The sequence below is a fragment of the Mesorhizobium sp. WSM4841 genome (assembly GCF_055811515.1).
Window position 1 is genome coordinate 128,741 of sequence record NZ_JBVVQC010000002.1, and the last position, 25,542, is coordinate 154,282.

The window sequence follows — 25,542 nt, forward strand, 5'->3', positions numbered from 1 at the left end:
CAAGGCAGAGAGCCTGATGGGCGCCTATATCCTGCGCCGCATCCTGCTGATGATCCCGACCCTGTTCGGCATCATGGCGGTGTCCTTCGCCGTCATCCAGTTTGCACCGGGCGGGCCGGTCGAGCAGGTCATCGCCAGGCTGACCAACCAGGGCGGCAGCGATCGGCTTGGCGGCGGCGGTGGTGACGCCGGCGCCACCAATGTCGACGTGGCCGGCGACGTCGGTTCGAAATATCGCGGCGCGCAAGGGCTCGACCCCGAATTCATCGCCAAGCTGGAAAAGCAGTTCGGCTTCGACAAGCCACCGCTCGAGCGCTTCGGCATGATGCTGTGGAATTATTTCCGGTTCGATTTCGGCGACAGCTATTTCCGTGACATTTCGGTGATCGAGCTGATCCTGGAGAAAATGCCGGTGTCGATCTCGATCGGGCTATGGATCACGCTGCTGTCCTACCTGATCTCGATCCCGCTCGGCATCCGCAAGGCAGTCAAGGACGGCTCGGCATTCGACGTATGGACCAGCGGCGTCGTTATCGTCGGCTACGCCATTCCAGGCTTCCTTTTCGGCATACTGCTGATGGTGCTGTTTGCCGGCGGATCGTTCTACGACTGGTTCCCGCTGCGCGGCATCACGTCCGACAATTGGGACCAGTTGTCCTGGCCGGCGCGGATCGTCGACTATCTCTGGCACATGACCTTGCCGCTGACGGCGCTGGTGCTGTCGGCCTTCGCCACCACGACGCTGCTGACCAAGAATTCGTTCCTCGAGGAAATCCGCAAACAGTATGTGGTGACCGCGCGCGCCAAGGGTCTGTCGGAACGGCAGGTTCTCTACGGGCACGTCTTCCGCAACGCCATGCTGATCGTCGTTGCCGGCTTTCCGGGCGCCTTCATCTCGGCCTTCTTCACCGGGTCGCTGCTGATCGAGAACATCTTTTCGCTCGACGGCCTCGGCCTGCTCGGTTTCAGGTCGGTGGTCGAGCGCGACTACCCGGTGGTGTTCGCCAACCTCTATATCTTCTCGCTGCTTGGCCTGATTGTCGGGCTCCTGTCCGACCTGATTTATACCTGGGTCGATCCGCGCATCGACTTCGAGCGGAGAGACGTCTGATGGCCGGGGCCGCAGCCGAAACGGCGCCGGGCCGGATCGCCCGACCCTGGCTGTCGCCGCTCAACCAGCGGCGCCTGCAGAATTTCAGGGCCAACCGGCGCGGCTATTGGTCGTTGTGGATCTTCCTCGTGCTTTTCGTGCTGTCGCTGTTTTCCGAATGGATCGCCAACGACAAGCCGGTCCTCGTTTCCTACAAGGGCGAGATCCTGTTTCCGGTCCTGGTCGCTTATCCCGAGGAGAAGTTCGGCGGCTTTTATGCGGTCACCGACTATCGCGACCCGGTCATCCAGGACGAGATCAATGCCCATGGCTGGATGATCTGGCCGCCGGTCCGCTACTCCTACCGGACCGTCAACAACGCCATTCCCGAGGCCGCACCGACCAAGCCGTCCTGGCTCTATGACGTCAAGACACGCTGCAACCAGTATCCGCAAGGTGCGGCCGACCCCAATTGCGTCGTCGGCAACTGGAACTGGCTGGGCACCGACGACCAGGCGCGCGACGTGCTGGCGCGCGTCATCTACGGTTTCAGAGTCTCGGTGCTGTTCGGCCTGATCCTCACCGCTGGCTCGGCGGTGATCGGCGTGACGGCCGGTGCATTGCAGGGCTATTTCGGCGGCTGGACCGACCTTCTGTTCCAGCGCTTCATAGAAATCTGGTCGGCGATCCCGGTGCTTTATCTCTTGCTGATCGTCGCCGCCATCCTGCCGCCCGGCTTCTTCATCCTGCTCGGGCTGATGCTGCTGTTCTCCTGGGTGGCGCTGGTCGGCGTGGTGCGAGCCGAGTTCCTGCGCGCCCGCAACTTCGAATATGTCAACGCCGCGCGCGCGCTCGGCGTGCCCAACGGCACCATCATGTTCCGGCATCTGTTGCCAAACGCCATGGTGGCGACGCTGACCTTCCTGCCGTTTCTGCTCAGCGGCTCGATCTCGACGCTGACCTCGCTCGACTACCTTGGCTTCGGCCTGCCGCCCGGCTCGGCCTCGCTGGGCGAGCTCCTCAAGCAGGCGCAGCGCAACCTCAACGCGCCATGGCTGGGTATTTCCGGCTTCGTCGTCATCTCGCTGATGCTGTCGCTGCTGGTCTTCGTCGGCGAGGCGACCCGCGACGCCTTCGATCCGCGCAAGACGTTCAGATGAGCGAAGCCCCTCTCCTCTCCGTGCGCAACCTCAGCGTCGCCTTCGCGCAGGAAGGCCGCCAGTCGATGGCCGTCGACCACATCTCCTTCGACATCGCCAAGGGCGAGACGGTGGCGCTGGTCGGCGAATCCGGCTCCGGCAAGTCGGTCACGGCGCTGTCGGTGCTGAAGCTGCTGCCCTATCCGGCCGCCAGCCATCCGTCGGGAAAGATCCTGTTCCAGGGCGCCGACCTGCTCGCCACCGACGAGAAGGCATTGCGCCGCGTGCGCGGCAACAAGATCACCATGATCTTCCAGGAGCCGATGACCTCGCTCAACCCGCTGCACACGATCGAGCAGCAGATCGTCGAGGTGCTGACATTGCACCAGGGGCTGGGGGACCGCCAAGCCAAGGCGCGCACCCTGGAGCTGCTCAACGAGGTCGGCATCCGCGAGCCGGAGAAGCGGCTCGACGCCTACCCGCACCAGCTTTCCGGCGGCCAGCGCCAGCGCGTCATGATCGCCATGGCGCTGGCCAACGAGCCGGAACTGCTGATCGCCGACGAGCCGACGACGGCACTCGATGTCACCGTGCAGGCGCAGATCCTCGAACTGCTTGCGGAGCTGAAGAGCCGCAAGGGCATGTCGATGCTGTTCATCACCCATGATCTCGGCATCGTCAGAAAGATCGCCGACCGGGTCTGCGTGATGACCAAGGGCAAGATCGTCGAGACCGGGCCGACGAAAGAAATCTTCGCCAAGCCGCAGCACAGCTATACGCGGCATCTGCTTGCTGCCGAACCGAAGGGCAAGCCGCCCGCCGCCAACGCTGCCGCCAAGCCGGTCATGACCGGCCAGGACGTCAAAGTCTGGTTTCCGATCAAGAAAGGCTTTTTCCGGCGCACCGTCGACAATGTAAAGGCGGTCGACGGCATCGACGTCGCCGTGCGCGCCGGCCAGACGCTCGGCGTCGTCGGCGAATCCGGCTCTGGCAAGACGACGCTCGGCCTGGCGCTGGCCAGGATGATCTCGTCGACCGGGACCATTCAGTTCAACGGGCGTGATATCAACGAGCTGAGTTTCAATGCCATGCGGCCGCTGCGGCGCGAGCTGCAGATCGTCTTCCAGGATCCGTTCGGATCCTTGAGCCCGCGCATGTCGGTCTCCGAGATCATCGAGGAAGGATTGAAGATCCACGAGCCGAAACTGTCGCCCGATGAACGCGACAAGCGCATCGTCGAGGTGCTCGGGGAAGTCGGGCTCGAACCCGCCACGCGCAATCGCTATCCGCACGAGTTTTCCGGTGGCCAGCGCCAGCGCATCGCCATCGCCCGCGCCATGGTGCTCAACCCGCGCTTCGTCATGCTGGACGAGCCGACCTCGGCGCTCGACATGAGCGTGCAGGCGCAGGTGGTCGACCTTCTGCGCAGCCTGCAGGCGAAGCACGACCTCGCCTATCTGTTCATCAGCCACGATCTGAAGGTCATCCGTGCGCTTGCCAACGACGTCATCGTCATGCGCAATGGCAGGATCGTCGAAGCCGGCCCGTCCGAACAGATTTTCGAACGGCCGCAGACCGACTATACCAAGGCACTGATCTCGGCCGCGTTCAGGATCGAGACGGCGCCGGTCGGCATCGTCAGCGAGTAAGGCCGTACCGCATAGAGGAAAAAAGAATCCGCAATGGAAAAAGGCCGTGTCCTGCTTGCCCTCACCGGTATCCATCCACGCCGTTGGCGCGAACTCTTGTCGGCCGAACGCGAGGTGGTGCTCGAGCCGGACGGCGCCAGCGATCCTTCGATCACCTATGCGGTGGTTTGGAAGCAGCGGCCGAACCTTCTGTCGTCGCTGCCCAATCTGCGCGCTGTCTTTTCGATCGGCGCCGGCGTCGACCACATCTTCGCCGATCCCACTTTGCCCGACGTTCCGATCGTCAAGGTCGTGGCCGACAACCTGACCCAATACATGACCGAATATGTCGTCTGGCGGGTGCTCGATCACCATCGCCAGGGCATGCTCTACCGGTCGCAGCAGCAAAAGAAGATCTGGCACGAGCCGCCGCAGCGGCCGGCCGGCGACATCTCCGTCGGCATCATGGGGCTCGGCACGCTTGGCCGCGCAGCGGCGTCGGTGCTTTTGTCGCTCGGCTTTGCGGTCAATGGCTGGTCGCGCAGCGAGCGGCCGATGGAAGGCGTTTCGACCTATGCCGGCGAGGCAGGATTGATCCCCTTCCTCAACGCCACCGACATTCTGGTGGTGCTTTTGCCGCTCACGCCGCAGACGCAAGGCATCATCAATTACGGCGTGCTGAAGGAGTTGAGGAAACGCAACGGCCTCGGCGGCTCGGTGCTGATCAATGCCGGACGCGGCAAGTTGCAGAAAGACGCCGACATTCTGCGTGCGCTGGAGGGCGGCACGCTCAAGGAAGCGAGCCTCGACGTGTTCGAGGTCGAGCCGCTGCCGAAGACCAGCCGGCTGTGGAGCCACCCGAAAGTGTTCGTGACGCCGCATGCGGCGGCGACCTCCGATCCCGTGCATCTGGTGCCGATCATGCTGCGCCAGATGGCCGCCTTCGAGCGCGGCGAGAAGCTTGAGAATGTCGTGGATCGCAACGCGGGATATTAACCCGGCTTGCCACATTCGCGGCGGGCGATCGACCGGTTCATGGCGTCGATCCGGCCGCTGGCCTGTTCGAGATCGCGCTGGGCCTTGGAACGGGCGTCCGGCGTGAACGGGCCGAGGCCCACCCCGGGATCGGAGAAAGACGGCTTGGCATCCTGCGGAAGGCGGTATTGCTGCGCCAGCCGGTTGCGTTGCGCCAGCAATTGATTGCAAGGCACGCTATCATATTGCAGCGAGGACTGGACATTCGCGTCCTGCCGCTCGGCAATCGAGGTGCCAACGCAGCCGGCCAGTGCCAGGCAAGGTGCCAAGACCACCAAGTTCCAGCGCATGCAAGGTCCTCCGTGTTGGTGTCCTGCCCTTTCGGGCATGTGAATCCAGGCTTTTTCGCAGCCGCCGCCAGGTGTGGCGCAGATGAACGAAAAGCGTCGCCGGACGAGGCCTGATGCGGTTTCGTGATGGAGATCCCGCCGGCAGTTGCCTGTATGCCGAGTCAGCAGTCACTTGCAACAGGCTTCCCGCGCCGGAATTAGCAACTATCTTGGAGCCATGCGCGCCAGCGACCTGCTTCACCCCCGGCCCGAGGGCCTCTATTGCCCACCCGGCGATTTCTTCATCGATCCGGTGCGGCCGGTCAACCGGGCACTGATCACGCACGGCCATTCCGACCATGCCCGTTCCGGCCACCGTTCGGTATTGGCCACACAACCGACGCTTGACATTATGGGGCTGCGCTACGGCGAGGGCTTTGCCGGGACCACGCAAGCGGCAGCACTTGGCGAGACGATTGCGCTGAACGGCGTCGCCGTAACCTTCCATCCGGCCGGCCATGTGCTCGGCTCGGCACAGATCGAGGTTGTGCATCAGGGCTCATGCATCGTCGCTTCGGGCGACTACAAGCGCCAGAGGGACGCGACTTGCGAGCCGTTCGAACCGGTCAAGTGCGACGTGTTCATCACCGAGGCGACCTTCGGCCTGCCGGTGTTCCGCCATCCGCCCGATACCGAAGAGATTGCCCGCCTGCTGAAATCGACGGCGCAGTTTCCCGAACGCGCGCATCTGGTCGGCGCCTATGCGCTCGGCAAGGCGCAGCGCGTCATGCGGTTGCTGCGCGATGCCGGCTACGACAGGCCGATCTACATCCATGGCGCGCTGGCCAGGCTCAGCGACTATTACCAGAGCCAGGGCATCGACCTCGGGACGTTGGAGCCGGCGACCGTCGAAAGCGGTGGCAAGGACGATTTCTCCGGCGCCATCGTCGTCGGCCCGCCACAGGCCTTCGCCGACCGCTGGGCACGACGCTTTCCCGATCCGATCTCGTGTTTTGCGTCCGGCTGGATGCGCATCCGCCAGCGCGCCAAGCAGGGCGGCGTCGAGCTGCCACTGATCATTTCCGACCATGCCGACTGGGACGAGCTGACCGCCACGATCAGGGAAACTGGCGCCGGGGAAATCTGGGTGACGCATGGTCGCGAGGAAGCGCTGGTGCGCTGGTGCGAACTCGAAGGCATCGCCGCCAGGCCGCTGCATCTCGTCGGCTACGAGGATGAGGGCGATTGATGGTGCTCACGGCCGACGTAGCGCTCTTTGGCACCCCCCTCTGGCCTGCCGGCCATCTCCCCCACTTGGGGGGAGATCGGATGTTGCGCCGGCTTTCGCCAATCGCTGACGTTGTAAGACGGGCGGCAAGAACGAAACTGCCAATCTCCCCCCTCGTGGGGGAGATGTCCGGCAGGACAGAGGGGGGCGCGACAGAACGCGACGCTCGGCCATGGTTCTCCTCATGAACCGCTTCGCCGAACTCCTCGATCGCCTCGTGCTGACGCCGTCGCGCAACGGCAAGCTGACGCTGCTGAGCGATTATTTCCGCAGCGTCGAGGATCCGGATCGCGGCCTGGCGCTGGCCGCTATTACCGGCGACCTGACCATCGCGGCGGTCAAGCCGGCGATGCTGCGCATGCTGGTCATGGAACGCATGGACCCGGTGCTGTTCGGCTATTCCTACGACTATGTCGGCGACCTGGCGGAGACGGTGTCGCTGGTCTGGCCGCAATCGCCCGCGGATATCGCCAACCGTGAGCCGACGCTCGCCGAGGTCGTCGCGAAATTACAGGCGGCGAGCCGTTCCGACGGGCCGAAGGTGCTGGCCCGGCTGCTCGACAGCGCCAGCATCTCGGCTCGCTTCGCCATCATAAAGCTGGTCACCGGCGGCCTGCGCATCGGCGTCTCGGCGCGGCTGGCCAAGCAGGCGCTGGCCGATCTCGGCAAGGTCGACGTCGCCGAGATCGAAGAACTCTGGCATGGGCTGACGCCGCCCTATGCCGAGCTCTTCGCCTGGCTGGAAGGCAAGGCAGAAAAACCCAAAAAGACAGCGCTGGCGCTGTTCCGGCCGGTGATGCTATCGAACCCGATCGGTGACGGCGACCTCGAAAAGCTCGACCCGGCCGACTATGCCGCCGAGTGGAAATGGGACGGCATCCGCGTCCAGGCCGTATCGGAAGCCGGCATTCGCCGGCTCTATTCGCGCACGGGCGACGACGTCTCCGGCGCTTTTCCGGACCTCGCAGAGGCGATGGATTTTTCTGCCACCCTCGACGGCGAGCTTCTGGTCGGCGATCCCTTGCAGGCGACCGGCACGTTCTCGGACCTGCAGCAGCGGCTGAATCGCAAGAGCGTGACACCGAAGATCCAGCAGCAATACCCGGCCTTCATGCGCTGCTACGACGTGCTTCAGATCGGCGACGAGGACTTGCGCGCGCGCTCTTTCCGCGAGCGGCGCGGCCGCCTCGAAGCCTTCGTGCAGACGCTCGATCCGAGCCGCTTCGATCTGTCGCCCCTGGTCGAATTCACCGACTGGCAGGCGCTGGAGGAATTGCGCCGCAAGCCGCTGCATCCGGTCATTGAAGGCGTAATGCTGAAGCGCTGGGATTCGCCCTATCTCACCGGCCGGCCGAGAGGCCCATGGTTCAAATGGAAGCGCGATCCGCACACGGTCGACGCCGTGCTGATGTATGCCCAGCGCGGCCACGGCAAGCGTTCGAGTTTCTATTCCGATTACACGTTCGGCGTCTGGTCCGGCCCGGAAGGATCGGAGGAACTGGTGCCGGTGGGGAAAGCCTATTTCGGCTTCACCGACGAGGAACTGAGGCAGATCGACAAATATGTCCGCGACAACACCATCGAGCGCTTTGGCCCGGTCCGCTCGGTACGGGCCGACCGCAGACAAGGCCTGGTGCTGGAGGTGGCGTTCGAAGGGCTTAACCGCTCGACACGGCACAAATCCGGCGTCGCCATGCGCTTTCCGCGCATTTCACGGCTGCGCTGGGACAAGCCGGCGGCCGAAGCCGACCGCATCGAGACGTTGCAGGCGCTGCTCGATTAGGACGGATGAGGGAAGGCAAAAGGGTGCGGGGTCAACGTGCTGCTCTGCCATTCATCACTGCGAGGCTCGAAGACCACGGCATGGATGATCCATGCCGTAACAGTGGTTACGGAGTGCAGCGGTCCAGCGGTTTCGCTCCAGAAATCAAGGGACAATCGAGACGCGGATCTCGTAGATGTCGACCGACTTGCCCTGTTTGTCGAAGTCGGAATTGATGGCGATGGTGCCGGCAGCACCCGGACGCTTGTCGGGAAACCGCACGTCGAACAGATATTCGTTGCGCTCGTGGCCGACCGCGTAGCGCTTGCGGCCGCAGTCGCCGAGTTCGCCGAAATTGCAGTCGACGGAGATCTGCGTCTCCTGGCCCTCCTCGGAGCGGGCGATGATGTCGAACGTGGCATGCTTGCCGGCGAGTTTTTCCAAGACGCCTTGCCCGACGTCGAAGCTGATCGCCGAACCGGAGGCGCCCGACCGGATGCGCAGGAAGGAACCGCTGTCGTCCTGCATGACTTCGGCCTTGGCATCCGAAGGCGCGCTGACAAGCGCCGGGTCGCTCGGCGAAAACACATTGATCCAGTCGCGCTCCGCCTCGCCGGCGTTCAGCGGCGAGGCGGTGTCGCTTGGCGGCGTAAAATCATCGTCCTCCACCGTCGGTTCCGTCTGCGGCGGGGCGGTGTCGAGTTCGGCCGCCGACTTGAAGACGCCGGTCTGCGCAGCGAAATAGAGGCCGATACCGACAGCTGCGAGCAGCGTCACGCCGAGGAAGATCGCGGTGAGAGGCAGGCGGGGGCCTCTCACCCGCCTGTCGTCGCGGTCGGGCAGCACCTCTGCGTCGTCTCCGGTTGATGGAGGCGACAGGTCGATCTCCGGCGCATCGGGAAAAGCCGCTTCGGGCATGATATCGGGAACGACCGGCAGGACGCGCGAGCGCGGCGCGTCGGATGCAGGGGGCGCGTCGGCGGCAAGGTGCACGTCGGAAGCGGGAGACTCCGCCGGACCGTCGACAATGACGTCAGGCGCCGGCGCTGGTTCGGCATCGGCGTCGGCATCCGGTTCGGCCTCAACTTCTGCTGCGCTGTCAGCCGGCTGCTCCACCGCCGGTGCTGCAGCGTCATCATCGGTCTGTGGGCCGACGCCGGGAACCGCCGGCAGGAATTCGGATTCGATTTCGGTGATCTTGGCCTGCACCGCCTTGCGGCGCTTGATGGCGAGTTCCACCGTCACGCCCGGGTTGGCCTGCAGGGCACGATCAAGTGCGGCGAAGGCCGATCGATAGACCCGCTCGCGAAACGCGCGGTCTTCGGCATTGCCTTTCTCGAAGGCATTCCGGATCGCTTTTTCGATCGCGTCCAAGCTGGATCCCTCTGCACCTACGGTCACATGTCATGATCGTTAGCCGCAGGCGATCAATCAATCAACGGGCCAGCGGCCGCATTCTGTCTTCGTGACGCATCCAAAGCTCATTTCGGCGGTTTTCGGTAAAGGAATCAACATTTTTCGCCGATTTCCCGATGCAGCGCCAACGCGACGTCGCGCAACCTGCCGGAGTGGTTTTCGCACAGCCGCATGGCCGATCGGTGCGGCGGTCGCTTATAGGCCCGGAATGAGCCGACACGAAATGCCAAGTCCCATCTTGAATTTGTGGCGGGTTGCGTCTATCACCCAGCGCATCTTGGAGGCCCCGGCTTCCCGGGCCGCTTTAGCTCAGTTGGTAGAGCACATCATTCGTAATGATGGGGTCAGGTGTTCGAGTCACCTAAGCGGCACCAATCTTTCCAAGGGTTGCGGGCCCAAAGCGCTCCTCACCACACCGCAAATTCGAGATCAGGACACATTTCGGGACACAAAACCGAGCGTCGGTGGTGCGTGGGCCAATGGGAGGTCTCGAACGTTCGCAACTGCCTTACATCGAAAAGTAGAACGGGCCTGCCACTCTAGCTTCGCGCCCCCCCAGTTCCGCACTGCAGTCGGACTTGATGTTCGAATTGCCGCTCATCTTGATCGTGTCGGCAACGATTCGCAGGCAGGTGCTGCTAGTTCCGTTGTTACCATTGTAGGTCAGGTCGCCATAGGGGAAGTACAGGACGCCGTTCAGATCAGTGGCGCCATTCCCATTGAACAGGTGGGACGATGTGTTCGCTCGTGCCGACATCATCAGCATGCCGGCATAGTCGCCTGTCTGCGGCGCGCTCAATGACAGCGAGCCGTTGCCGTTCACTGTTATACCGCCATCAGCCATGAAGATGGTCACACCGGCGCCGGTCACTGTGCCTTTGACGGAAAGAGAACCTTCGACATAATAGAGGCCCGGCTCCAGGGTTTTGTCGCCGCTCAGATCGAGATTTCGATACCGCCCTGGACTGACTGTCAAGTCGCCAGCGTTCGGATTAGGATACAAGATTGGTGGTACCGGTTCCACCAGGTTACCCCATGGGTCAGGCAGTCGCCACGCATTGACGCGATTTTGCTCACAATCGGTGATCAGTCCGCTGGTCGCCACTATTCCGCCAGATGATTGAATGCAGTCCGCCTCAAGGGACGCGTCGCCGCCAACATAGATGGAATCCGGAGCCGACGAATTGGAAGCGATAACGCAGCCATCCATGATGACTGTGGTGCTTCCGGCCGCTTCGAAGGCGCGCGGCGCGGCCCGGTTGAGGGCATAGACGCACGCGGTATCACCATTGCTGGACGTAATGCGGGACCGGACGAGAATGTTGGTCGATGACGGTCCATCGCCGCCGATTGAGCGCGGAATGAGATAGGTGTAGTTGAGGCTGGATTCAGTCCTGAGGCTCTGGCTTCCGTCGTTTTCCGTCGCCAGACCGTGATAGACGAGCGAGGGTATGTTATCCGCGCTTGCATCGACCGATGCCAAGTTGGCTTTGAGTAGCTTGTCGCCAAGCGCCTGTAGCTCACCGTCGCTCAGGCCCGAGTTGACCTTAACGGCGATCTCCATGCTTGCTGCATCCAGAGCCGATTGAAGCCTGCTCCTCTCGCGGTTCATGTTCGCGAGATCCACCGCGGCGCCGACTGCTGCAATCATAGGAAGCAGCATGACAACGAGACCGGTCGCAAAGTTACCGCGGCTGTCTCGACAGAACCGTTTCAAAAGCAGAATTTGGTGCATCATGCCGGCAAAATGCATCCCTGCGGCAAAGAAGTTGTTTCATTGATCACTAAACTCTTAAGTAGGACGGAATTCGTCCTCACAGAAAAGCTGCCGGACGGTCAAACCGCTGTCCGGATGGAGGATGCCGCCGTTCCGTGGCCGCGAATGCAGAGCGCTCTCAGCGAGCGGATGCAGGTATCGCTCGACTGTGCACAGCGCGGAACGGTTACCCGTCGCTAATTCTATTGAAAAATAAACATTCGAAATGGGTGATCGCCAGCACCACTCGTGACCAATTCCAGTTTAGAAGGGTAAGTTCTGGCGCTGAACAACATGCCAGATCCGTTCTACGCCACCATTTCGCTCCAGAACCGATCTAGCCAGGCTTCTACAATTATTCACGGTGGACCCCGCGGCGGTCTGTAAGCCAACTGCAATTCGTTGGATCCGGCGACGGTTCGAACGCTGCTACGGCTTGTTCATCAGTGCGAGGTTGGCATCGACCAACGAGGTATCGGTCATTCCTGCCTTGGCCTCCAGAAGCAATTCGCGGGCTTTTTTCTTGTTGCCGCGCAACAATTGCGAATACCCCATATTGTTGACGATGTGGGCCCGGCGGCCGGCAACCACAACAAGCTGATCGTAAGCGCGGTCGGCAAAATCGAAGCGGCCGAGCTGGTCGTAGGAGGCGGCAAGTCCCAGCCATGCCTCGGCATTGTCGGACCGAAGTTCCACCGCCTTGCGGAAGTGCTTTTCCGCCAACCCATAATTGGCTTCGCGGAACTGCGTCTTGCCAGATACGAGATCAGCCCTGCTGATGTCGGTCGTCGCCGGAGCGATCGACGTGGTCTCGGTGACGTCGACGCTGCTCGTCGTGCATCCCGTCACAATCGTCACGACTGCGACCGCAGCCAACGCGGCGAATTTCGATTGCCCCATAATCTGCCCCATCCGGCCGCTTGGCGGGCCGTCTCATCAAGCATAATAGCGGGCTCGGCTTAAGCTTCGGTGGCGGGTTTCGAGCAAATATTAGGAAAGCCGAACATATTGGATTAACTATCGACTGGAGCGGATCAGTCGCCTGCCGTCATTTTCACGATGATCGGGATGATGGCGATCATCAGCACGACTGGCAGGATGCAGACCGTAACCGGCACCGACATCTTTGCCGGCAGCGCGTGCGCCTTTTCCTCAGCTATCGACATGCGCTTGTGACGCATTTCGTCCGAATAAACCCGAAGCGCGCCCGAAAGGCTGGTGCCAAGCTCCTTCGATTGCTGAAGCAGCGTGGCGAAGGAGCGTACCTCGTCGAGGCTCAGGCGATCAGCCAACGATTTCAGCGCATCGTCAAGGCTGCGCCCCGCCCTGAGTTCGAGCGAGACAAGCTGAAGGTTCTGGCTGAGCGAGGGATAAGTGATAAAGAGCTCTTTCGACACCCGCTCGATCCCGGCCTCCATGCTCATGCCGGCGTCCGCGCAGACGATCATCAGGTCCATGAAATCGGGAAAGCCATTGCGGTATTCCCGCATTTTCGTACGGACCTGCGAGGTCAATACAAGACCCGGCAGAAAATAACCGGCGCCACCGGACATGATGATAAAAGTCCAGCGGCTCGGAACTGCCGATTCACCGCCAAACCAGCGGACGACCAGAAACGCAACAACGGCTCCAGCCAGGAAGCCGACAAAGCGGATGACAAAAAAACTGCCGACCGCGCCTGGATCCATGTGACCAGCCTGGATGAGTTTCATCCGCAGCCGCGCAACGTTTTCCGGATCGCTTTTGGCGTAGAATTCATGGGCGGTTTTCATCGCCTTGTCGCGGACGGCGCTGGCGTTCCGTTTCGGCGCGGCGGTCGGCTTGGGTGCCTCCGCAACCTCTGAGACTTCGACCTTGAGCCGGCGCTTCAAGTCGCCGCGTCCTCCACGCGCGGTACTCCATTGCCAGAGGATCGCTCCTCCTCCCACGGCGAGCAGCAAAAGCGCCAGCGACGTCGGGCGAAGGGAGGCAAGGAGACCGATCAGGGTTTCCATGTCAGAATTTGAAGTTCGACATCTTGAACATCATGGCGTTGCCCAGCATTAGCCATGAGATCGAGCCGCCCAACAGATACCAAGTCATCGGCTCGCCCCAGACGCTCTCGTAGAATTGCGGCATCATGACCATGATGCCGACCATCAGCAGCGCCGGTACGGCGGTCAGGATGTAGGCCGACATGCGGCCCTCGGTCGAGATTGCTCGCACTTTGCGCCGCAGCTTTCCGCGCTCGCGGATGATCGACGACAGACCATCCAGGATTTCGCGCAGATTGCCGCCTGAGCTGCTCTGGATCGACACAGCGGTGACGAACAGTGGCAGGTCCTCGTGTCCGACGCGCTCGAACAGCGAATGCAGCGCGGAAACCAGGTCGGAGCCATAGGTCACTTCGTCGGCGATCACGCCGAATTCGGTGCCGATCGGATCGGCCATTTCACGTGCCACCATCGAGATCGCCACCGGAACCGGATGCCCTGCCTTGAGGCTTCGCGTGATGAGTTCCAGAGCTTCTGGAAGCTGCATTCCGAAGATCTTGTGCCGCCGCTTGCGCAGGAACCGCAGGGTCATGATCGGAAAGACCAAACACATGACCGGAAGCACTGCCAGTGCAATGATCAGCGGCAGGCCGTAGGAAACGGCAAACAGGCAGAGGCCAAGCGCCAGACCCGACGTGATCAGCAGAAATTTCGGCAGTGGTAGGACCATGCCGGACTGGATCCGCAGCTCCCGAATCCGGTCGAGCGAAAGCATCGAAGCACCGCCTTCCATCCCACGCTCTTTGCGCAGTTGGATCAGCACCTGCTCTTGGCTGAGCTTTTTCTCCTGCAGCTTCATTCGCCGATTGATCGCCATGCGGCGATCCCGGTGCCCGGCGTAAAGCAGGTAAAACGCTTCGGCGATCATGATGCCGGTCAGACCGGCGCCGGCATAAATCACATAGATGGCGCTGAATCCCTCGAGCATTGATTATTCCTGCTGTCTGCCAGGCTCGAAGTATCGCCCAGGAAATTCGATGCCCATCGCCTTCAGGTCTTCGAGGAAGCGCGGGCGCAGGCCCGTCGCCTCGAAGTGGCCAAGGATCGTCCCGTCCGCTTCCATGCCGGTGCGCACGAAGCGAAATATCTCCTGCATCTGGATCACGTCGCCTTCCATCCCGGTCACTTCGGCGACGCTCGTGACCTTGCGCTTGCCGTCGGAAAGCCGGGTAAGCTGCACGATGATGTCGAGCGCGCTTGCGATCTGGCTGCGGATCGACTGCACGGTCATCGGCATTCCGGTCATGCCGAGCATCTGTTCGAGACGGGAAATCGCGTCGCGCGGCGTGTTGGCATGAATGGTCGCCATCGAGCCTTCGTGGCCGGTGTTCATCGCCTGAAGCATGTCGAAGGCTTCCTCTCCGCGGCACTCGCCGAGGATGACGCGGTCCGGCCGCATACGCAGCGCGTTTTTGACCAGATCGCGCTGCTTGAGTTCGCCGTGACCTTCGATATTGGCCGGCCTCGTCTCCATGCGCGCCACATGCGGCTGCTGCAATTGCAGTTCGGCCGCGTCTTCGATGGTGATCAGGCGCTCGTCTTCGGAGATGAAGGCCGACAGCGCGTTCAGCATCGTCGTCTTGCCGGTGCCGGTGCCGCCGGAAATAATCGTCGTCTTGCGGGCATGGACTGCGGCGGCAAGGATCTCGGCCATGTTCTGCGTGACCGCACCAAATTCAACGAGCTTATGCAGACCGAGCTTATTCTTGGAGAATTTGCGGATGGATACCAGCGGCCCGTCGACACCGACCGGTCGGATGGCGGCATTGAAGCGTGAGCCGTCGAGCATGCGCGCGTCGACCATCGGCTGGGATTCATCGACGCGGCGGCCTACGGCCGCAACGATCTTGTTGACGATGCGTATGAGGTGAGCTTCGTCCTTGAACGGAATATGCACCTGCTCGAGCTTGCCATGCCGCTCGACGAAGCAACTGCGATGGCCGTTGATCAGGATGTCGTTGATGGCTGGGTCTTTCAGCAACGGCTCGAGCGGGCCGAGGCCGACCATTTCGTCGACAATGTCATCCACCAGCGCGTCGAGTTCGGCGACATTGACCGCAAGCCGTTCGCCGCGCGCCTTCTCGGAGACGAAATCATGCACCTGCCGCCGCATCTCGTCGCGCGGCAGGCGCTCGAGCGCTACGAGGTTGATCTCTTCGATCAGCATGCGGTGAATGCGCATTCTGGCGTCGAGGACCTTCGTGGGCTTTGCCGGTCCCACCTCGAGTTTCGGCGGGGCCGGCTTGCGTGTCGTCGGGATGACGACCGGCCGATGCTGGATTGGCGCCTGCTCCTGCCGGCTTTCCGGCGTGGCATCGCGTTTCTGGAGCGTCGAAAATCGGCTGATCACCCGGCTCTCCTCAAAAGACTTTTGCCGAGCCCGAACAGTGAACGCTTTTTCCGCGTTTCCGCCACGACCTCATCAGGCAGGACTATTCGCCTGAGATCGTTGACGACATTCGCGTTGGGGTCGATCTCGTGCAGCGGAACGCCGCGATCGACGGCCTCGCGCACCAGCTTGTAATTGTTCGAGATGCCGCCGACGAAATGCTCGCCGAGGAATGCCTGGACGTCGGCCCGCTTGATGCCGCTTTCGAACAGGCGTTGTTCGAAGCGGTTGACGATGACGTTTGGCTTCACCTCCTTGCCCACCGTCTCATAAACGGCCTGGATCAGCCGCTGCGTATGGCGCAGGCACGGCACGGTCATTTCGGCGACGATGTAGAGCTTGTTTGAGCCCAGCAGCACGGTTTCCGTCCAGGGAAACCACGTGCGCGGCATGTCGATGACGACATTGTCGAAATAGGCGGAGACGAGGTCCAGCATGCGGACAACCACGTCGGCGTTGAACGTGCGCATCTCCGCTGGCCGCGCAGGCGCAGCCAGCACGCAGAGACCGCTCGCATGTTTCGAGAGCATCACGTCAAGAAGCTGGCGGTCAAGGCGTTCCGGCTGATTATCGATTTCGTTGATGTCGAAGCGTGGCTCGAGGTCGAGATATTCGGCGCATGAGCCTTGCTGGAAATTGAGATCGACTACGCAGGTCGACGATCCGCGCGTTACCGAATGGTGGAGCTGGAACGCGGTTTGCAGCGTCAGCGTGGTGGTGCCTACCCCCCCGGCGGCGGGCATGAACGTGTAGATTTGCGACTCGGTGTTCTCTTCGCGCCCCGGTCCCTCAAGCGCGCGAACGCAGGAGCGAACAAGATCGGCGGTGGTCAGCGGCTTGACCAGAAAATCGGCGACCTGAAGCTGAACCAGGATGCGCGCGGCGGACGCATTGAATTCCTGAGTCACAACGATGATTGCAGCGCGCCTCTCGAGCCGCCGCGTAATGCGCTGCAGCGCCTCGATCTCGTTGAGCTTGGCCGCATCCATGTCGACGATCACCGCGCTGCAATCAGCCTCCTGGATTTCGCCGCGTAACTCGGTGACGTTCTTCTCGACCGTAACAAGCGCAACCGCCTCCGACGAGGCGAACGCCGTCCTCGTTTTCTGCACAAAGCTCTTGTCGGTGGAAACAAGCACGATCCGTTTGGTTTTTCCGGGATTTGCCATTCTTCTCGCCCGCGCGTTTGGTGGCCTGATCAGTAACCGGCCGTGGGTTGCGATGCTTTTTCCTCGACCGCTTTCGGGGCCGCGCTTGGCTGGGCGCCGCGGTTTGCTGGCACCCGAAGCCGGGTGCGTTCGACGCCCTCAGGCCACGGATCGACCATCTGCATCACGGTGTCGGCCGCCATCGCATTGCCCGCGCCTTGGGTCAGCCTGTCAAGACGCATCGTCTCCTCGGTGGCACAACCGCTGGCAGAGGCAAGCATTGCGACGGCGCCGATCATTGAAAGCGTTCGCATGCTCATTCCCTTGGGAGATCGAGGAAGTGGCCGACTTTTGTGGCTGGAGCGGCAGCGTCGGTTGCGGTCCCGCCATTGTGGGCGGCGTCGGCGGTTTTCACCTCCTCCACATTGCCCAGAAAATAATCGACATTGCTTGCCGGCAAGGTGCCGTCAGCCGGCGTCAGCGGCTTCTTCGATGGGTCCATCGGCTTAACGAGGTACGGCGTGACGATGATGACCAGGTCCGTTTCGCGCCGCTGATACGCTCTGGAACTGAACAGCGGGCCGAGCACCGGCAACTTGCCCAGACCTGGAACGCGCTGCTGAACCATGTCGTTCTCGCTTTGCAGCAAGCCCGCCATCATGAAACTCTGACCGCTTTTCAGATCGATCGACGTGTGCGCGCGCCGCACCACGAAACCCGGGATGGAGATGTTGCCGATATTGTAGGAAGCCGATCTATCGATCGAGGAGACCTCCGGCTCGATGTCGAGAGCGATCAGGCCGTCGCTGAGCACGGTCGGTGTGAAGTCCAGACTGACGCCGAACTTTTTGTATTCGACTGAGATATTGCCGTCCTCTTCCGAGACTGGGATCGGAAACTCGCCGCCCGCCAGGAAGCTCGCTTTTTCACCCGAGCGCGCAATCAGGTTCGGTTCGGCAAGACGTCGCGCGACACCGCGGTCTTCCAGAGCCTTGATGGCGACATCGATTGACACGCCGTTGGAGAGAAGGCCGCCGATGAGCTGTGCCGCGGGAGCCGCCTTAGAAACCGAAGGAGTGGAGTTGAATGAGACGCGGCCATTGCTGCCGATGTATGTCACGCCGATTTTGGTGCCGAGTTCCTGTCCCACCTGCCGATTGATTTCGACGAAGCGTACATTCAGCTGAACCTGCTGCGACGAGGAAATATTGACCGAGTTGATGACCGTTTCTTCGCCCGAAAAATTGGTGGCGATCCGAGTCGCCTTATCAACCGCCAACGCATCTTCGGCTGAGCCAGACAGAACAAGCCGGCCATTCGCCGAGCTAACCTTTATGTTGGCCCCCGGCACGCTGTCGCGGATGGTGCTGGCCAAGCGGTCGGTGTCGAGCGTCACCTCGATGTCCATCGTACCGACCAGTTTCTTGTTTTCGTCGAAGAGAGCGATGCCCGTGGTGCCGAGATTACTGCCGAGCAGGTAGAAGGAGCGGTCCGTCAGCGGCTTGACGTTGGCGATCTCTGGATCGCCGATGACGATCTCGTAGAACGGCACATCGGTCTTGATCGTTCTGGGCTTTCCCCTGGCGAGCTTGATCGACATGTTTTTGGTCGAGGTAATGTAAACCACGCCGTTGCCGGCCTCAGCGTTTCCAACGCCAACCAGAAAGTGTCCCGCCGCAAACGAGATCGCCAGCAAGGCTATTCCGGCAGCATGCGCGCCGCTCCGACACAAATTGCCCACCCACCCAAACATTGCCTGTCCCCAAAAATCCGGCACCCCTGCCGGTGTCGTGTCACTTGTCCGGCGCAACAACCTGATAGGATTGCGGGTTGGTGCCGCGCGTCACGATCACGGTCTTGAATTTTTGCGCTTCCGGCCCCTCTGCGGCGATCGCCTCGATGACTGCGCCCGCAGCATCCGACGCGCCGGCCGCCACCGAGCCGCCGAATGAAGAGATGGTCGTCAAACCGTCTGTCGAACCACCGCCTTCGCTTGAGGCGCGCAGCGACAGCGACAGCGTGCCCACCGTGCGGGCCAGCGCCACCTTCTGCGCGCCCTCGGCATTGACCTCGATGGTCACAGAATTAGCGATCTGCGGACTGATCTGCCGCTCGTCGGCGCCCTGGCCGACGGTCAGCACCTTGGCGCTCTCGACCACGATCTCGCTGGTCAGCGTCGAACCGGCCGCGCCTTCGGCATTTTTCGCGACTTCGGTGATGGCGCCGGCGTCGCGCGTCAGCACCACGTCGACATGGTCGCCGGGCATAACGAAGCCGCCGACGCCGGCTATTTCGTCGGTGCGGATTGTCACCGCCCGCATGCCGGGCGAAAGCAGGTTCGACAGCGTCGCGCGCCCATTGGGACCCGACAGTTTTGCAAGCAAAAGCGGCTCGTTGATCTCTAGGGGTGAAAGCACGACACGACTTCCCTCGGCCAAAGCTTCGTTGATCGTCGTGAAGGCGCCCTGCGGAAGCGAATCCTGCGGCCACGGAATTTCCGCCAGTTGCGTCCGCTCTAGCGCCATGCCGAAGCGCAGCGGTGCCCTGGCGACGACGATCGTCTGAAACTGCATCGCCGGCGGCGCGGGCGTCGGAACTGCAAGCGAAATCTCTCCGGCACGAGCCTTTGCTTCGCTCTTAATCCAGAGGTCGGCGGCAAAGATCGAGGCCGCGCCGAACACTGCGGCGATGCCGATCATTGTAATGGCTTTGCCCTTCACGCCCGATACCCCAAAATGCACCCTTCTTGTCTTTTGTCTTTGGCCGGACGCTACCGGGCGATTCTGAACAATTAGAAACTTCGCTTATTCGAATTTGTGCTATCGTTGCGTCTGGTTACCGAACCCTTGGACCTTTTTCCGCAATTTGAGTGAGCGCCATTTGCTTTTGGGTCGAACTTCACTTGGCTTCGACGTTTCCGGCACGCCGTCACGTTGTTGGTTACCCCACACGGTCAATGCGGCCAGAAGCAATCGACAGTTTTCATCAGGCCTCTGTGAAATGGTTCGCCATCTAATCTCCGATGGCGTCGCTACCGTGAGCGCCCGGGTCCCCGTTCGGTGATCGGCCTCGTCAAGACCCAGCGCGCCGGCACCGGTGTCTACATCACGGCCGGTGGCAGGACTTTCTGGCGTTTTATCTCGGCGTGACTACACGGAACATGCAGTTGGATATCCGGGCTGACCCATGGCGAAACCGATCTTGTACAGTGACGGTAATAAATTAGAGCGCACGCTTTCCGTCGCCATCTTCTTAATTGTATTTACGTGCGCGATCGTCATCTTATTTTTCAACATTGACTCTATTAGAACGAAAATATCGTATTCAAAATTGTTTTCGGACGAGACAAGGCTTACGATAGCATCGGACCTTTTCTAGCTGTACTAGGATTCTTCTCGCTATTCTCTGTTTCCGTGCTTTCGATGGTAATGATTTTGCTTTTAATTTGGCGCTACTCTACGAAAGTTGCCCACGTCGTGTCTGAAGTATTCCGCGACGACCGTCTTTAACTCGATCACTTTAGATAGAGCCGGCCTCCAAGACTTTGGATGTCACAGCGCGATCAGCCCCAACGTTTCAGAAAATCACGTCGGTGGCTCCGCATGGATCACTGCGACGCTGCCGGTGACAGTCGCAATATCCTTCCGGCTGGCTCGTCGGTCAACGCCATCACCGCGCCGTCGGGAGCCTGCACCACGTCTCGGATACGCCTGCCGAGAGTAAGGACTTCCTCGCCGGCGACCTGCTTTCCGTCAATCCTGACGCGAATGATGCCCTCCGCCGACAGTCCGCCAATCAGCAGGTCGCCTCGCCAATCGGCAAACATGTCGCCGGTGTAGAAGGTCATGCCGGAAGGCGAGATGACGGGCGTCCAGCTATGGATGGAGCCGGCAAACTCCGGCCTCGTCGACGGATCGGGGATGCGTTTGCCGGAATAGTGGCGGCCCCAGCTGACCACGGGCCAGCCGTAATTCCTGCCTGCTTCCGGAATGTTCAGCTCGTCGCCGCCGAGCGGTCCCATTTCCGCCGTCCAGAGCACGCCGGTTTCGGGATGGAGCGCTGCACTTTGCACATTGCGATGGCCGTAGGACCAGATCTCGTCGGCGCCGTTCTTACCGACGAAGGGATTGTCGTCAGGCACAGAACCATCGGGATTGATGCGGACGATCGTCCCGAGATGATTGTTCGGGTCCTGCGCCTGCCGCATCTTGAAGCGCTCGCCGAGCGTGACGAAGAGCTTGCCGTCCGGCGCGAATACCAGGCGGGAACCGTAGTGGTTCCGGCCGGAGACGGCCGGTTCCTGCCGGAAGATCACTTCGAAGTTCGAGAGCGCGCTGCCGTTCTCGTCCAGGCGTCCACGGCCGACGGACGTGGCCGCGCCGCCGCCGCGTTCCTCCGAGTAGGAGAGATAAACCGTCCGGTTGTTGGCAAAGTCCGGATCGAGCGCCACATCCAGCAGGCCGCCTTGTCCGCCGGCGAGGACGTCCGGCACACCGTCGATCGGATCGGAAACGGCCCCGTCGGTCGAGACGAGCCGCAGGCGCCCCGGACGCTCGGTGACCAGCAACGCGCCGTCGGGCAGGTAGGTCGCGCCCCAGGGATGTTCGAGCCCTTCGGCAAAGGTCTCGACCGCAATGCGGCCTGTTTCGCTCTCGACGCTGCTGTCCTGCGCGAGCGAGGGCGCACCGAAGGCAAGAAGAACAGACGAAGCAATGAGTATCCGCAGCATGATTTCTCCATCCGAAGGGAGGTATAGGGAGGAGCCGCCGGCTCCCCGATATAATGACCAACTGCCGATGCGGTTCCAAGCTGGCGAGGCGCGCCCATGTTTTCAGCTATGACCATGTCCTTGCCGACGAGATGAGCCCGGCGCATGTGACACCCTCAGCACGCATCTACAGAAAAAGAAGCCAAATGAGCGCGAACTGAAACTAATTGAGACACAACTGAAACACATCTACGCGCAGGCGACATGCACGCGAAACGCTTTGGGGCGATGGTTCACCCCAAGCCAGGAACGCAGGAGCGTCGCCGATGACACCCGACCAGATCAGACTTGTCCAGGACAGTTTTCGCGAGGTCGTCCCGATCCGCGTGGCCGCCGCGGCGTTGTTCTATGAACGCCTGTTCGCGATCGACGCAGACCTTCGCGCGCTGTTTCCGGTGAGAGACATGAGCAAGCAGGGCGCCAAGCTGATGGCGAGCCTGGGCTTCGTCGTGCACGGGCTGGACCGTGCCGACACCATCCTCCCGACGGTGCGCGTGCTCGCCAAGCGTCACGTGACCTACGGCGTCGAGGAGCGTCATTACCCGATCGTCGGGCAAGCGCTCATCGAGACGCTGGCGGCCGGCCTCGGCACGGCATTTACGCCAGCTGTCCGCGAGGCTTGGGAGGCAGCCTACGGGTTGCTCGCAAGTGTGATGATCGCGGCTGCTCGTGAGGATCAGCTTGCCGCGTGATTTTTTGGGATGCAGCCGCAGGCGACCATCCACCCGAACGACAATTCCAAATGGAGAGAAGCACCATGTTCAGATACACAGCTCTTGCAGCGCTTTGCGTCGTGGCAAGTTCCGCTTCCGCCGGCGAACTCACCGCCCGTCAGGGTGGGACCGTCGATCTCGGCAACTTTCACGGGGTCGTCTACTACACGGAGGCGGATGACGGCTACCGGGTGGTCACCACGATGGCGGCGGGCGAAGAAAGTTTGCCCGTACGCTTCGTCGCGACGCTCACCGAGGGCCAGGCGATGGTGATCTCGGTCCCGGGCGCGTTGGCAGGGGTCGGCCAGGCACTCGAAATCTCGCGCGCCAAAGGCAAGCTAGTCGTCGCGGAGGTGGAGTCCACCCAGTAAACGGGTTGAAAGTTGACGTTGCGACGCAACCGGGTAGTCTGCGCCTGCTTCCGCGTTTTCCAACAGCGCGAAGAGACAAATCGGCACCGTCATTGGGATGGTTATCGTCCTAACCTCGGAGAAACGAGATGCTCAAGGTGCAAAGTGCGGAAGTTCGATTTCGACTTTTTGAGTGTGGACAATTTTTCCTGATCCTGATGGGCGCTGGTCTACTTGCGTCGGCCGCTTTTGCCGATGTCGTCGAGCCAGCGACCCTCGCCGTCGCGGATTTCGAGTTCAGGGATACGTCAGGCGAAGTCAGGGACCAGACCGCCGAACACGAAGCGCGACTGAAGGCATTTGGGGTAGCGTTGCAGGATGGCCTTTCGGAGAAGATCAAGCTCGTCGCGTTACCCTGTCAGGCAGAACAGTGCACCATCAAGGACCCCGGCCTTGTCGATCTTTCGAAACAGGCAAGAACAGCCAGCGCGAAATATCTCCTGATCGGTCAGATGCACAAGATGAGCACGCTGGTCGGCTGGGTGAAGTTTGCAGTGCTGGATTTGAGCAACAACAAACCTATCTGCGATCGATACCTGACTTACCGGGGAGATACCGACGAAGCGTGGCGACGAGCAGCAGAGTTCACGGCACGTGACGTCGAGAAGCACTGCATTCCGTAGGTATCGCGAAAAGCCCGGCGACCGAAACGGATAGCCGACAGCAACGCAATGCAAATGGCTTCGGTGATCAGACCGGCAGGAATGCGACGCCGTCGCGTGTTCGAGTCACGCAAGCGGCACCAATATTTTCAGCGCGTGCCGTCGAGCATGTCGCCCCCGCTCGTGTTCAACGCCGCTACGCGCACGCGCCTGATCCAGTCGGCGGCATCCTCCCGGCCCTTGCGGCCCTTGAGCAGATCGAGCGCCGACAGCACGCGAAGGAACTTGGATTGGGCGCGGGCATGGATGTCGCTGTAGCCTTTGATCAGCCGGCGCCCTGAACCCAGCATGGACTGGGTACCGCAATTGCGGCGTCAGGCGGCCTTCTTCTTCGCCAGCCTCGCCTTGATGCTGGCGACGTCGGCGCGCGGCGTCGCCGCAAACAGCGTCTTGGTGTAGCTGTGCTTGGGGTCGGCAAATACCTCGTCGCGCGAACCATATTCGACGGCCTCGCCGTAATACATAACCATCACGTCGTCGGCGATGTAGCGCACCACCGACAGGTCGTGGCTGATGAAGACATAGGTCAGCTTGAACTCGTCCTGCAGGTCGGCAAGCAAGTTGAGCACCTGCGCCTGCACCGACAGATCGAGCGCAGAGACCGGCTCGTCGAGCACCAAAAGGCTCGGATTGAGCATCAGAGCCCTGGCAATGGCGATGCGCTGGCGCTGGCCGCCCGAGAACATGTGCGGGTAACGGTTGTAATGCTCCGGTCCAAGGCCGACCTTCTTCAGCATCTTCATGGCGAGATCGCGCCGTTCGTCGGCCGGTGTGTCGGTGTTGATGAGCAGCGGCTCGCCCAGCACATCGCCGATCTTCTGGCGCGGATTGAGCGAACCATAGGGGTTCTGGAAGACGATCTGCACCTTGCGGCGCATCTCCTTCGTCAGCCCATCCCTGGCGATGTCGACCTTGTTGCCGTCGATGAAGAGCTCGCCTGCTGTCGCGGGATCGATCAGGGTGATGATACGTGCGAGCGTTGACTTGCCGCAGCCGCTTTCGCCGACGATGGCCAGCGTCTTGCCCTTGTCGACGCTGAAGGAAACGCCCTTGACCGCGTGCACCGTGCGTGAGGGACGAAACAGACCGCCGCCGACATGGTAGTCGCGCACGATGTTCTTGCCTTCGAGAACCGTGGCACTCATGGCGCGGCTCCCGTTGCCGGCTGGGTTGCCGCAGCGGGCCCGTCTCCCGCAGCAGAGGGGGCCGGTTCGAACAGCATGTCGGAAATGGTCGGCAGCCGATCGCCGACGGCGTTTTCCGGCAGCGCCGACAGAAGCGCGCGCGTGTAGTTGCTCTTCGGCTGCTCGAACAGCGACAGAACGTCGGCCTCCTCCATCTTGCGGCCCTTGTACTGGACGATGACGCGGTCGGCGGTCTCGGCCACGACGCCCATATTGTGGGTGATCATGATCAGGCCCATGCCGTATTTGGCCTGCAGGCCGACCAAAAGATCGAGGATCTGCTTCTGGATGGTGACGTCGAGCGCGGTGGTCGGCTCGTCGGCGATCAGCAGCTTCGGATTGCAGGCGATGGCGATGGCGATCATGACGCGCTGGCACTGGCCGCCCGACATCTGGTGCGGGAACGAGTTCAGCCGCTCTTCCGGATCGGCAATGCCGACCAGCTTCATCAGCTCGATGGCACGGGCCTGACGCTGGGCGCGGTCCATGCCCATATGGAAGCGCAGCACCTCCTCGATCTGGAAGCCGGCGGTGAAGCACGGATTGAGGCTGGCGATCGGTTCCTGGAAGATCATTGAGATGTCCTTGCCGACGATCTTGCGGCGCTCGGACGGACTGAGCTCGAGCAGATCGACGCCGTCGAAGGCCATGCGGTCGGCCTTCACCGTCGCCGTGTTCGGCAAAAGCCCCATCACCGCCAGCATCGCCACCGATTTGCCGGAGCCGGATTCGCCGACGATCGCCAGCACCTCGCGCGGCTCGATCGACAGGTCGATGCCTTGCACCGCCATGAACGGTCCGGCGGCGGTATCGAAGGACACGGTAAGGTTCTTGATTTCGAGAAGAGGCATG

23 protein-coding genes, 1 tRNA gene and 1 pseudogene are annotated in these 25,542 nt (G+C 61.6%); 10 read left to right on the top strand and 15 right to left on the bottom strand.

Going from position 1 to position 25,542, the window contains the following annotated elements; translation table 11 throughout:
- Nucleotides 1-16 precede the first annotated feature (16 nt).
- From AC0L14_RS02640 to AC0L14_RS02655, 4 genes are read left to right on the top strand one after another with little or no spacing between them, the layout of a single operon-like run.
- The gene (locus tag AC0L14_RS02640) at nt 17-1,111 is read left to right on the top strand and encodes a microcin C ABC transporter permease YejB (protein ID WP_473483954.1); all 1,095 of its coding nucleotides are present in this window, start codon (nt 17-19) and stop codon (nt 1,109-1,111) included.
- A complete protein-coding gene (locus tag AC0L14_RS02645; RefSeq protein ID WP_473483957.1) occupies nt 1,111-2,250 on the top strand; it encodes an ABC transporter permease in 1,140 nt (379 codons plus the stop codon). Before AC0L14_RS02640 ends, AC0L14_RS02645 begins: the two co-directional genes overlap by 1 nt.
- Nucleotides 2,247-3,878, top strand: coding sequence for an ABC transporter ATP-binding protein (locus AC0L14_RS02650; RefSeq protein WP_473748568.1), 1,632 nt, complete (start codon nt 2,247-2,249; stop codon nt 3,876-3,878). The genes AC0L14_RS02645 and AC0L14_RS02650 overlap by 4 nt, the downstream gene beginning before the upstream one ends.
- Nucleotides 3,879-3,911: 33 nt before the next feature.
- Nucleotides 3,912-4,853 (top strand): 2-hydroxyacid dehydrogenase, encoded by a 942-nt coding sequence (locus AC0L14_RS02655; protein ID WP_473483963.1) that lies wholly within the window; start codon nt 3,912-3,914, stop codon nt 4,851-4,853.
- Here the strand turns inward: AC0L14_RS02655 and AC0L14_RS02660 are convergent.
- Nucleotides 4,850-5,182, bottom strand: coding sequence for a hypothetical protein (locus tag AC0L14_RS02660; protein ID WP_473483966.1), 333 nt, complete (start codon nt 5,180-5,182; stop codon nt 4,850-4,852). The genes AC0L14_RS02655 and AC0L14_RS02660 overlap by 4 nt on opposite strands.
- Before the next feature lie 217 nt (nt 5,183-5,399).
- Between AC0L14_RS02660 and AC0L14_RS02665 the strand changes: the two genes are divergently transcribed.
- Nucleotides 5,400-6,410: a ligase-associated DNA damage response exonuclease gene (locus AC0L14_RS02665; protein ID WP_473748569.1), complete on the top strand. Its 1,011-nt coding sequence runs from the start codon at nt 5,400-5,402 to the stop codon at nt 6,408-6,410.
- Nucleotides 6,411-6,633: 223 nt separating this feature from the next.
- Nucleotides 6,634-8,232 carry a cisplatin damage response ATP-dependent DNA ligase gene (locus tag AC0L14_RS02670; RefSeq protein ID WP_473484523.1) on the top strand — a complete coding sequence of 533 codons (1,599 nt, stop codon included), beginning with the start codon at nt 6,634-6,636 and terminating at the stop codon, nt 8,230-8,232.
- A 144-nt stretch (nt 8,233-8,376) separates the two neighbouring features.
- On the opposite strand, the gene AC0L14_RS02675 is transcribed toward AC0L14_RS02670, so the two are convergent.
- Nucleotides 8,377-9,585 (bottom strand): hypothetical protein, encoded by a 1,209-nt coding sequence (locus tag AC0L14_RS02675; protein WP_473748570.1) that lies wholly within the window; start codon nt 9,583-9,585, stop codon nt 8,377-8,379.
- 340 nt (nt 9,586-9,925) lie between these two features.
- Between AC0L14_RS02675 and AC0L14_RS02680 the strand changes: the two genes are divergently transcribed.
- Nucleotides 9,926-10,001, top strand: a tRNA-Thr gene (locus AC0L14_RS02680).
- A gap of 134 nt (nt 10,002-10,135) precedes the next feature.
- Here AC0L14_RS02680 and AC0L14_RS02685 read toward each other — a convergent pair.
- From AC0L14_RS02685 to AC0L14_RS02730, 10 genes are all read right to left on the bottom strand, one after another.
- Nucleotides 10,136-11,365: a TadE/TadG family type IV pilus assembly protein gene (locus tag AC0L14_RS02685; RefSeq protein WP_473483974.1), complete on the bottom strand. Its 1,230-nt coding sequence runs from the start codon at nt 11,363-11,365 to the stop codon at nt 10,136-10,138.
- Between the two features lie 447 nt (nt 11,366-11,812).
- Complete coding sequence (locus tag AC0L14_RS02690; RefSeq protein WP_473483977.1) at nt 11,813-12,283, bottom strand: tetratricopeptide repeat protein; 471 nt, start codon at nt 12,281-12,283, stop codon at nt 11,813-11,815.
- A 134-nt stretch (nt 12,284-12,417) separates the two neighbouring features.
- A complete protein-coding gene (locus AC0L14_RS02695; protein WP_473483980.1) occupies nt 12,418-13,377 on the bottom strand; it encodes a type II secretion system F family protein in 960 nt (319 codons plus the stop codon).
- Nucleotide 13,378: 1 nt separating this feature from the next.
- Nucleotides 13,379-14,344 carry a type II secretion system F family protein gene (locus tag AC0L14_RS02700; protein WP_473748571.1) on the bottom strand — a complete coding sequence of 322 codons (966 nt, stop codon included), beginning with the start codon at nt 14,342-14,344 and terminating at the stop codon, nt 13,379-13,381.
- 3 nt (nt 14,345-14,347) lie between these two features.
- Nucleotides 14,348-15,766, bottom strand: a complete 1,419-nt coding sequence (locus AC0L14_RS02705) for a CpaF family protein (RefSeq protein ID WP_473748573.1) — start codon at nt 15,764-15,766, stop codon at nt 14,348-14,350.
- The gene (locus tag AC0L14_RS02710; RefSeq protein ID WP_473526113.1) at nt 15,763-16,974 is read right to left on the bottom strand and encodes a CpaE/TadZ family protein; all 1,212 of its coding nucleotides are present in this window, start codon (nt 16,972-16,974) and stop codon (nt 15,763-15,765) included. Before AC0L14_RS02710 ends, AC0L14_RS02705 begins: the two co-directional genes overlap by 4 nt.
- A gap of 29 nt (nt 16,975-17,003) precedes the next feature.
- Nucleotides 17,004-17,252, bottom strand: coding sequence for a hypothetical protein (locus AC0L14_RS02715; protein WP_473748574.1), 249 nt, complete (start codon nt 17,250-17,252; stop codon nt 17,004-17,006).
- Nucleotides 17,253-17,269: 17 nt separating this feature from the next.
- Complete coding sequence (locus AC0L14_RS02720; RefSeq protein WP_473526115.1) at nt 17,270-18,706, bottom strand: type II and III secretion system protein family protein; 1,437 nt, start codon at nt 18,704-18,706, stop codon at nt 17,270-17,272.
- A 40-nt stretch (nt 18,707-18,746) separates the two neighbouring features.
- The gene (cpaB, locus tag AC0L14_RS02725) at nt 18,747-19,673 is read right to left on the bottom strand and encodes a Flp pilus assembly protein CpaB (protein WP_473526116.1); all 927 of its coding nucleotides are present in this window, start codon (nt 19,671-19,673) and stop codon (nt 18,747-18,749) included.
- An 887-nt stretch (nt 19,674-20,560) separates the two neighbouring features.
- A complete protein-coding gene (locus AC0L14_RS02730; protein WP_473748575.1) occupies nt 20,561-21,682 on the bottom strand; it encodes a PQQ-dependent sugar dehydrogenase in 1,122 nt (373 codons plus the stop codon).
- A 305-nt stretch (nt 21,683-21,987) separates the two neighbouring features.
- Between AC0L14_RS02730 and AC0L14_RS02735 the strand changes: the two genes are divergently transcribed.
- From AC0L14_RS02735 to AC0L14_RS02745, 3 genes are all read left to right on the top strand, one after another.
- Nucleotides 21,988-22,413: a globin family protein gene (locus tag AC0L14_RS02735; RefSeq protein WP_473636163.1), complete on the top strand. Its 426-nt coding sequence runs from the start codon at nt 21,988-21,990 to the stop codon at nt 22,411-22,413.
- A 65-nt stretch (nt 22,414-22,478) separates the two neighbouring features.
- A complete protein-coding gene (locus AC0L14_RS02740) occupies nt 22,479-22,805 on the top strand; it encodes a hypothetical protein (protein ID WP_473748578.1) in 327 nt (108 codons plus the stop codon).
- 128 nt (nt 22,806-22,933) lie between these two features.
- On the top strand, nt 22,934-23,467 hold the full coding sequence (locus AC0L14_RS02745; protein ID WP_473748579.1) for a DUF2380 domain-containing protein: 534 nt from the start codon (nt 22,934-22,936) through the stop codon (nt 23,465-23,467).
- A gap of 128 nt (nt 23,468-23,595) precedes the next feature.
- Here the strand turns inward: AC0L14_RS02745 and AC0L14_RS02750 are convergent.
- The 3 genes and pseudogenes from AC0L14_RS02750 to AC0L14_RS02760 form a co-directional block, all read right to left on the bottom strand.
- A pseudogene (locus AC0L14_RS02750) lies at nt 23,596-23,781 on the bottom strand (indolepyruvate oxidoreductase subunit beta family protein); the annotation flags it as partial.
- 39 nt (nt 23,782-23,820) lie between these two features.
- Complete coding sequence (locus tag AC0L14_RS02755; RefSeq protein WP_473484003.1) at nt 23,821-24,651, bottom strand: dipeptide ABC transporter ATP-binding protein; 831 nt, start codon at nt 24,649-24,651, stop codon at nt 23,821-23,823.
- On the bottom strand, nt 24,648-25,541 hold the full coding sequence (locus tag AC0L14_RS02760; protein WP_473748580.1) for an ABC transporter ATP-binding protein: 894 nt from the start codon (nt 25,539-25,541) through the stop codon (nt 24,648-24,650). Before AC0L14_RS02760 ends, AC0L14_RS02755 begins: the two co-directional genes overlap by 4 nt.
- Nucleotide 25,542 lies beyond the last annotated feature (1 nt).

Excerpts from the sequence above, each read along its gene's own strand:
- AC0L14_RS02640 (WP_473483954.1), top strand. The coding sequence starts at position 17 with ATGGGCGCCTATATCCTGCGCCGCATCCTGCTGATGATCCCGACCCTG.
- AC0L14_RS02645 (WP_473483957.1), top strand. The coding sequence starts at position 1,111 with ATGGCCGGGGCCGCAGCCGAAACGGCGCCGGGCCGGATCGCCCGACCC.
- AC0L14_RS02650 (WP_473748568.1), top strand. The coding sequence starts at position 2,247 with ATGAGCGAAGCCCCTCTCCTCTCCGTGCGCAACCTCAGCGTCGCCTTC.
- AC0L14_RS02655 (WP_473483963.1), top strand. The coding sequence starts at position 3,912 with ATGGAAAAAGGCCGTGTCCTGCTTGCCCTCACCGGTATCCATCCACGC.
- AC0L14_RS02660 (WP_473483966.1), bottom strand. The coding sequence starts at position 5,182 with ATGCGCTGGAACTTGGTGGTCTTGGCACCTTGCCTGGCACTGGCCGGC.
- AC0L14_RS02665 (WP_473748569.1), top strand. The coding sequence starts at position 5,400 with ATGCGCGCCAGCGACCTGCTTCACCCCCGGCCCGAGGGCCTCTATTGC.
- AC0L14_RS02670 (WP_473484523.1), top strand. The coding sequence starts at position 6,634 with ATGAACCGCTTCGCCGAACTCCTCGATCGCCTCGTGCTGACGCCGTCG.
- AC0L14_RS02685 (WP_473483974.1), bottom strand. The coding sequence starts at position 11,365 with ATGATGCACCAAATTCTGCTTTTGAAACGGTTCTGTCGAGACAGCCGC.
- AC0L14_RS02690 (WP_473483977.1), bottom strand. The coding sequence starts at position 12,283 with ATGGGGCAATCGAAATTCGCCGCGTTGGCTGCGGTCGCAGTCGTGACG.
- AC0L14_RS02695 (WP_473483980.1), bottom strand. The coding sequence starts at position 13,377 with ATGGAAACCCTGATCGGTCTCCTTGCCTCCCTTCGCCCGACGTCGCTG.
- AC0L14_RS02700 (WP_473748571.1), bottom strand. The coding sequence starts at position 14,344 with ATGCTCGAGGGATTCAGCGCCATCTATGTGATTTATGCCGGCGCCGGT.
- AC0L14_RS02710 (WP_473526113.1), bottom strand. The coding sequence starts at position 16,974 with ATGGCAAATCCCGGAAAAACCAAACGGATCGTGCTTGTTTCCACCGAC.
- AC0L14_RS02715 (WP_473748574.1), bottom strand. The coding sequence starts at position 17,252 with ATGATCGGCGCCGTCGCAATGCTTGCCTCTGCCAGCGGTTGTGCCACC.
- AC0L14_RS02720 (WP_473526115.1), bottom strand. The coding sequence starts at position 18,706 with ATGTTTGGGTGGGTGGGCAATTTGTGTCGGAGCGGCGCGCATGCTGCC.
- AC0L14_RS02730 (WP_473748575.1), bottom strand. The coding sequence starts at position 21,682 with ATGCTGCGGATACTCATTGCTTCGTCTGTTCTTCTTGCCTTCGGTGCG.
- AC0L14_RS02735 (WP_473636163.1), top strand. The coding sequence starts at position 21,988 with ATGACACCCGACCAGATCAGACTTGTCCAGGACAGTTTTCGCGAGGTC.
- AC0L14_RS02740 (WP_473748578.1), top strand. The coding sequence starts at position 22,479 with ATGTTCAGATACACAGCTCTTGCAGCGCTTTGCGTCGTGGCAAGTTCC.
- AC0L14_RS02745 (WP_473748579.1), top strand. The coding sequence starts at position 22,934 with ATGCTCAAGGTGCAAAGTGCGGAAGTTCGATTTCGACTTTTTGAGTGT.
- AC0L14_RS02755 (WP_473484003.1), bottom strand. The coding sequence starts at position 24,651 with ATGAGTGCCACGGTTCTCGAAGGCAAGAACATCGTGCGCGACTACCAT.
- AC0L14_RS02760 (WP_473748580.1), bottom strand. The coding sequence starts at position 25,541 with ATGCCTCTTCTCGAAATCAAGAACCTTACCGTGTCCTTCGATACCGCC.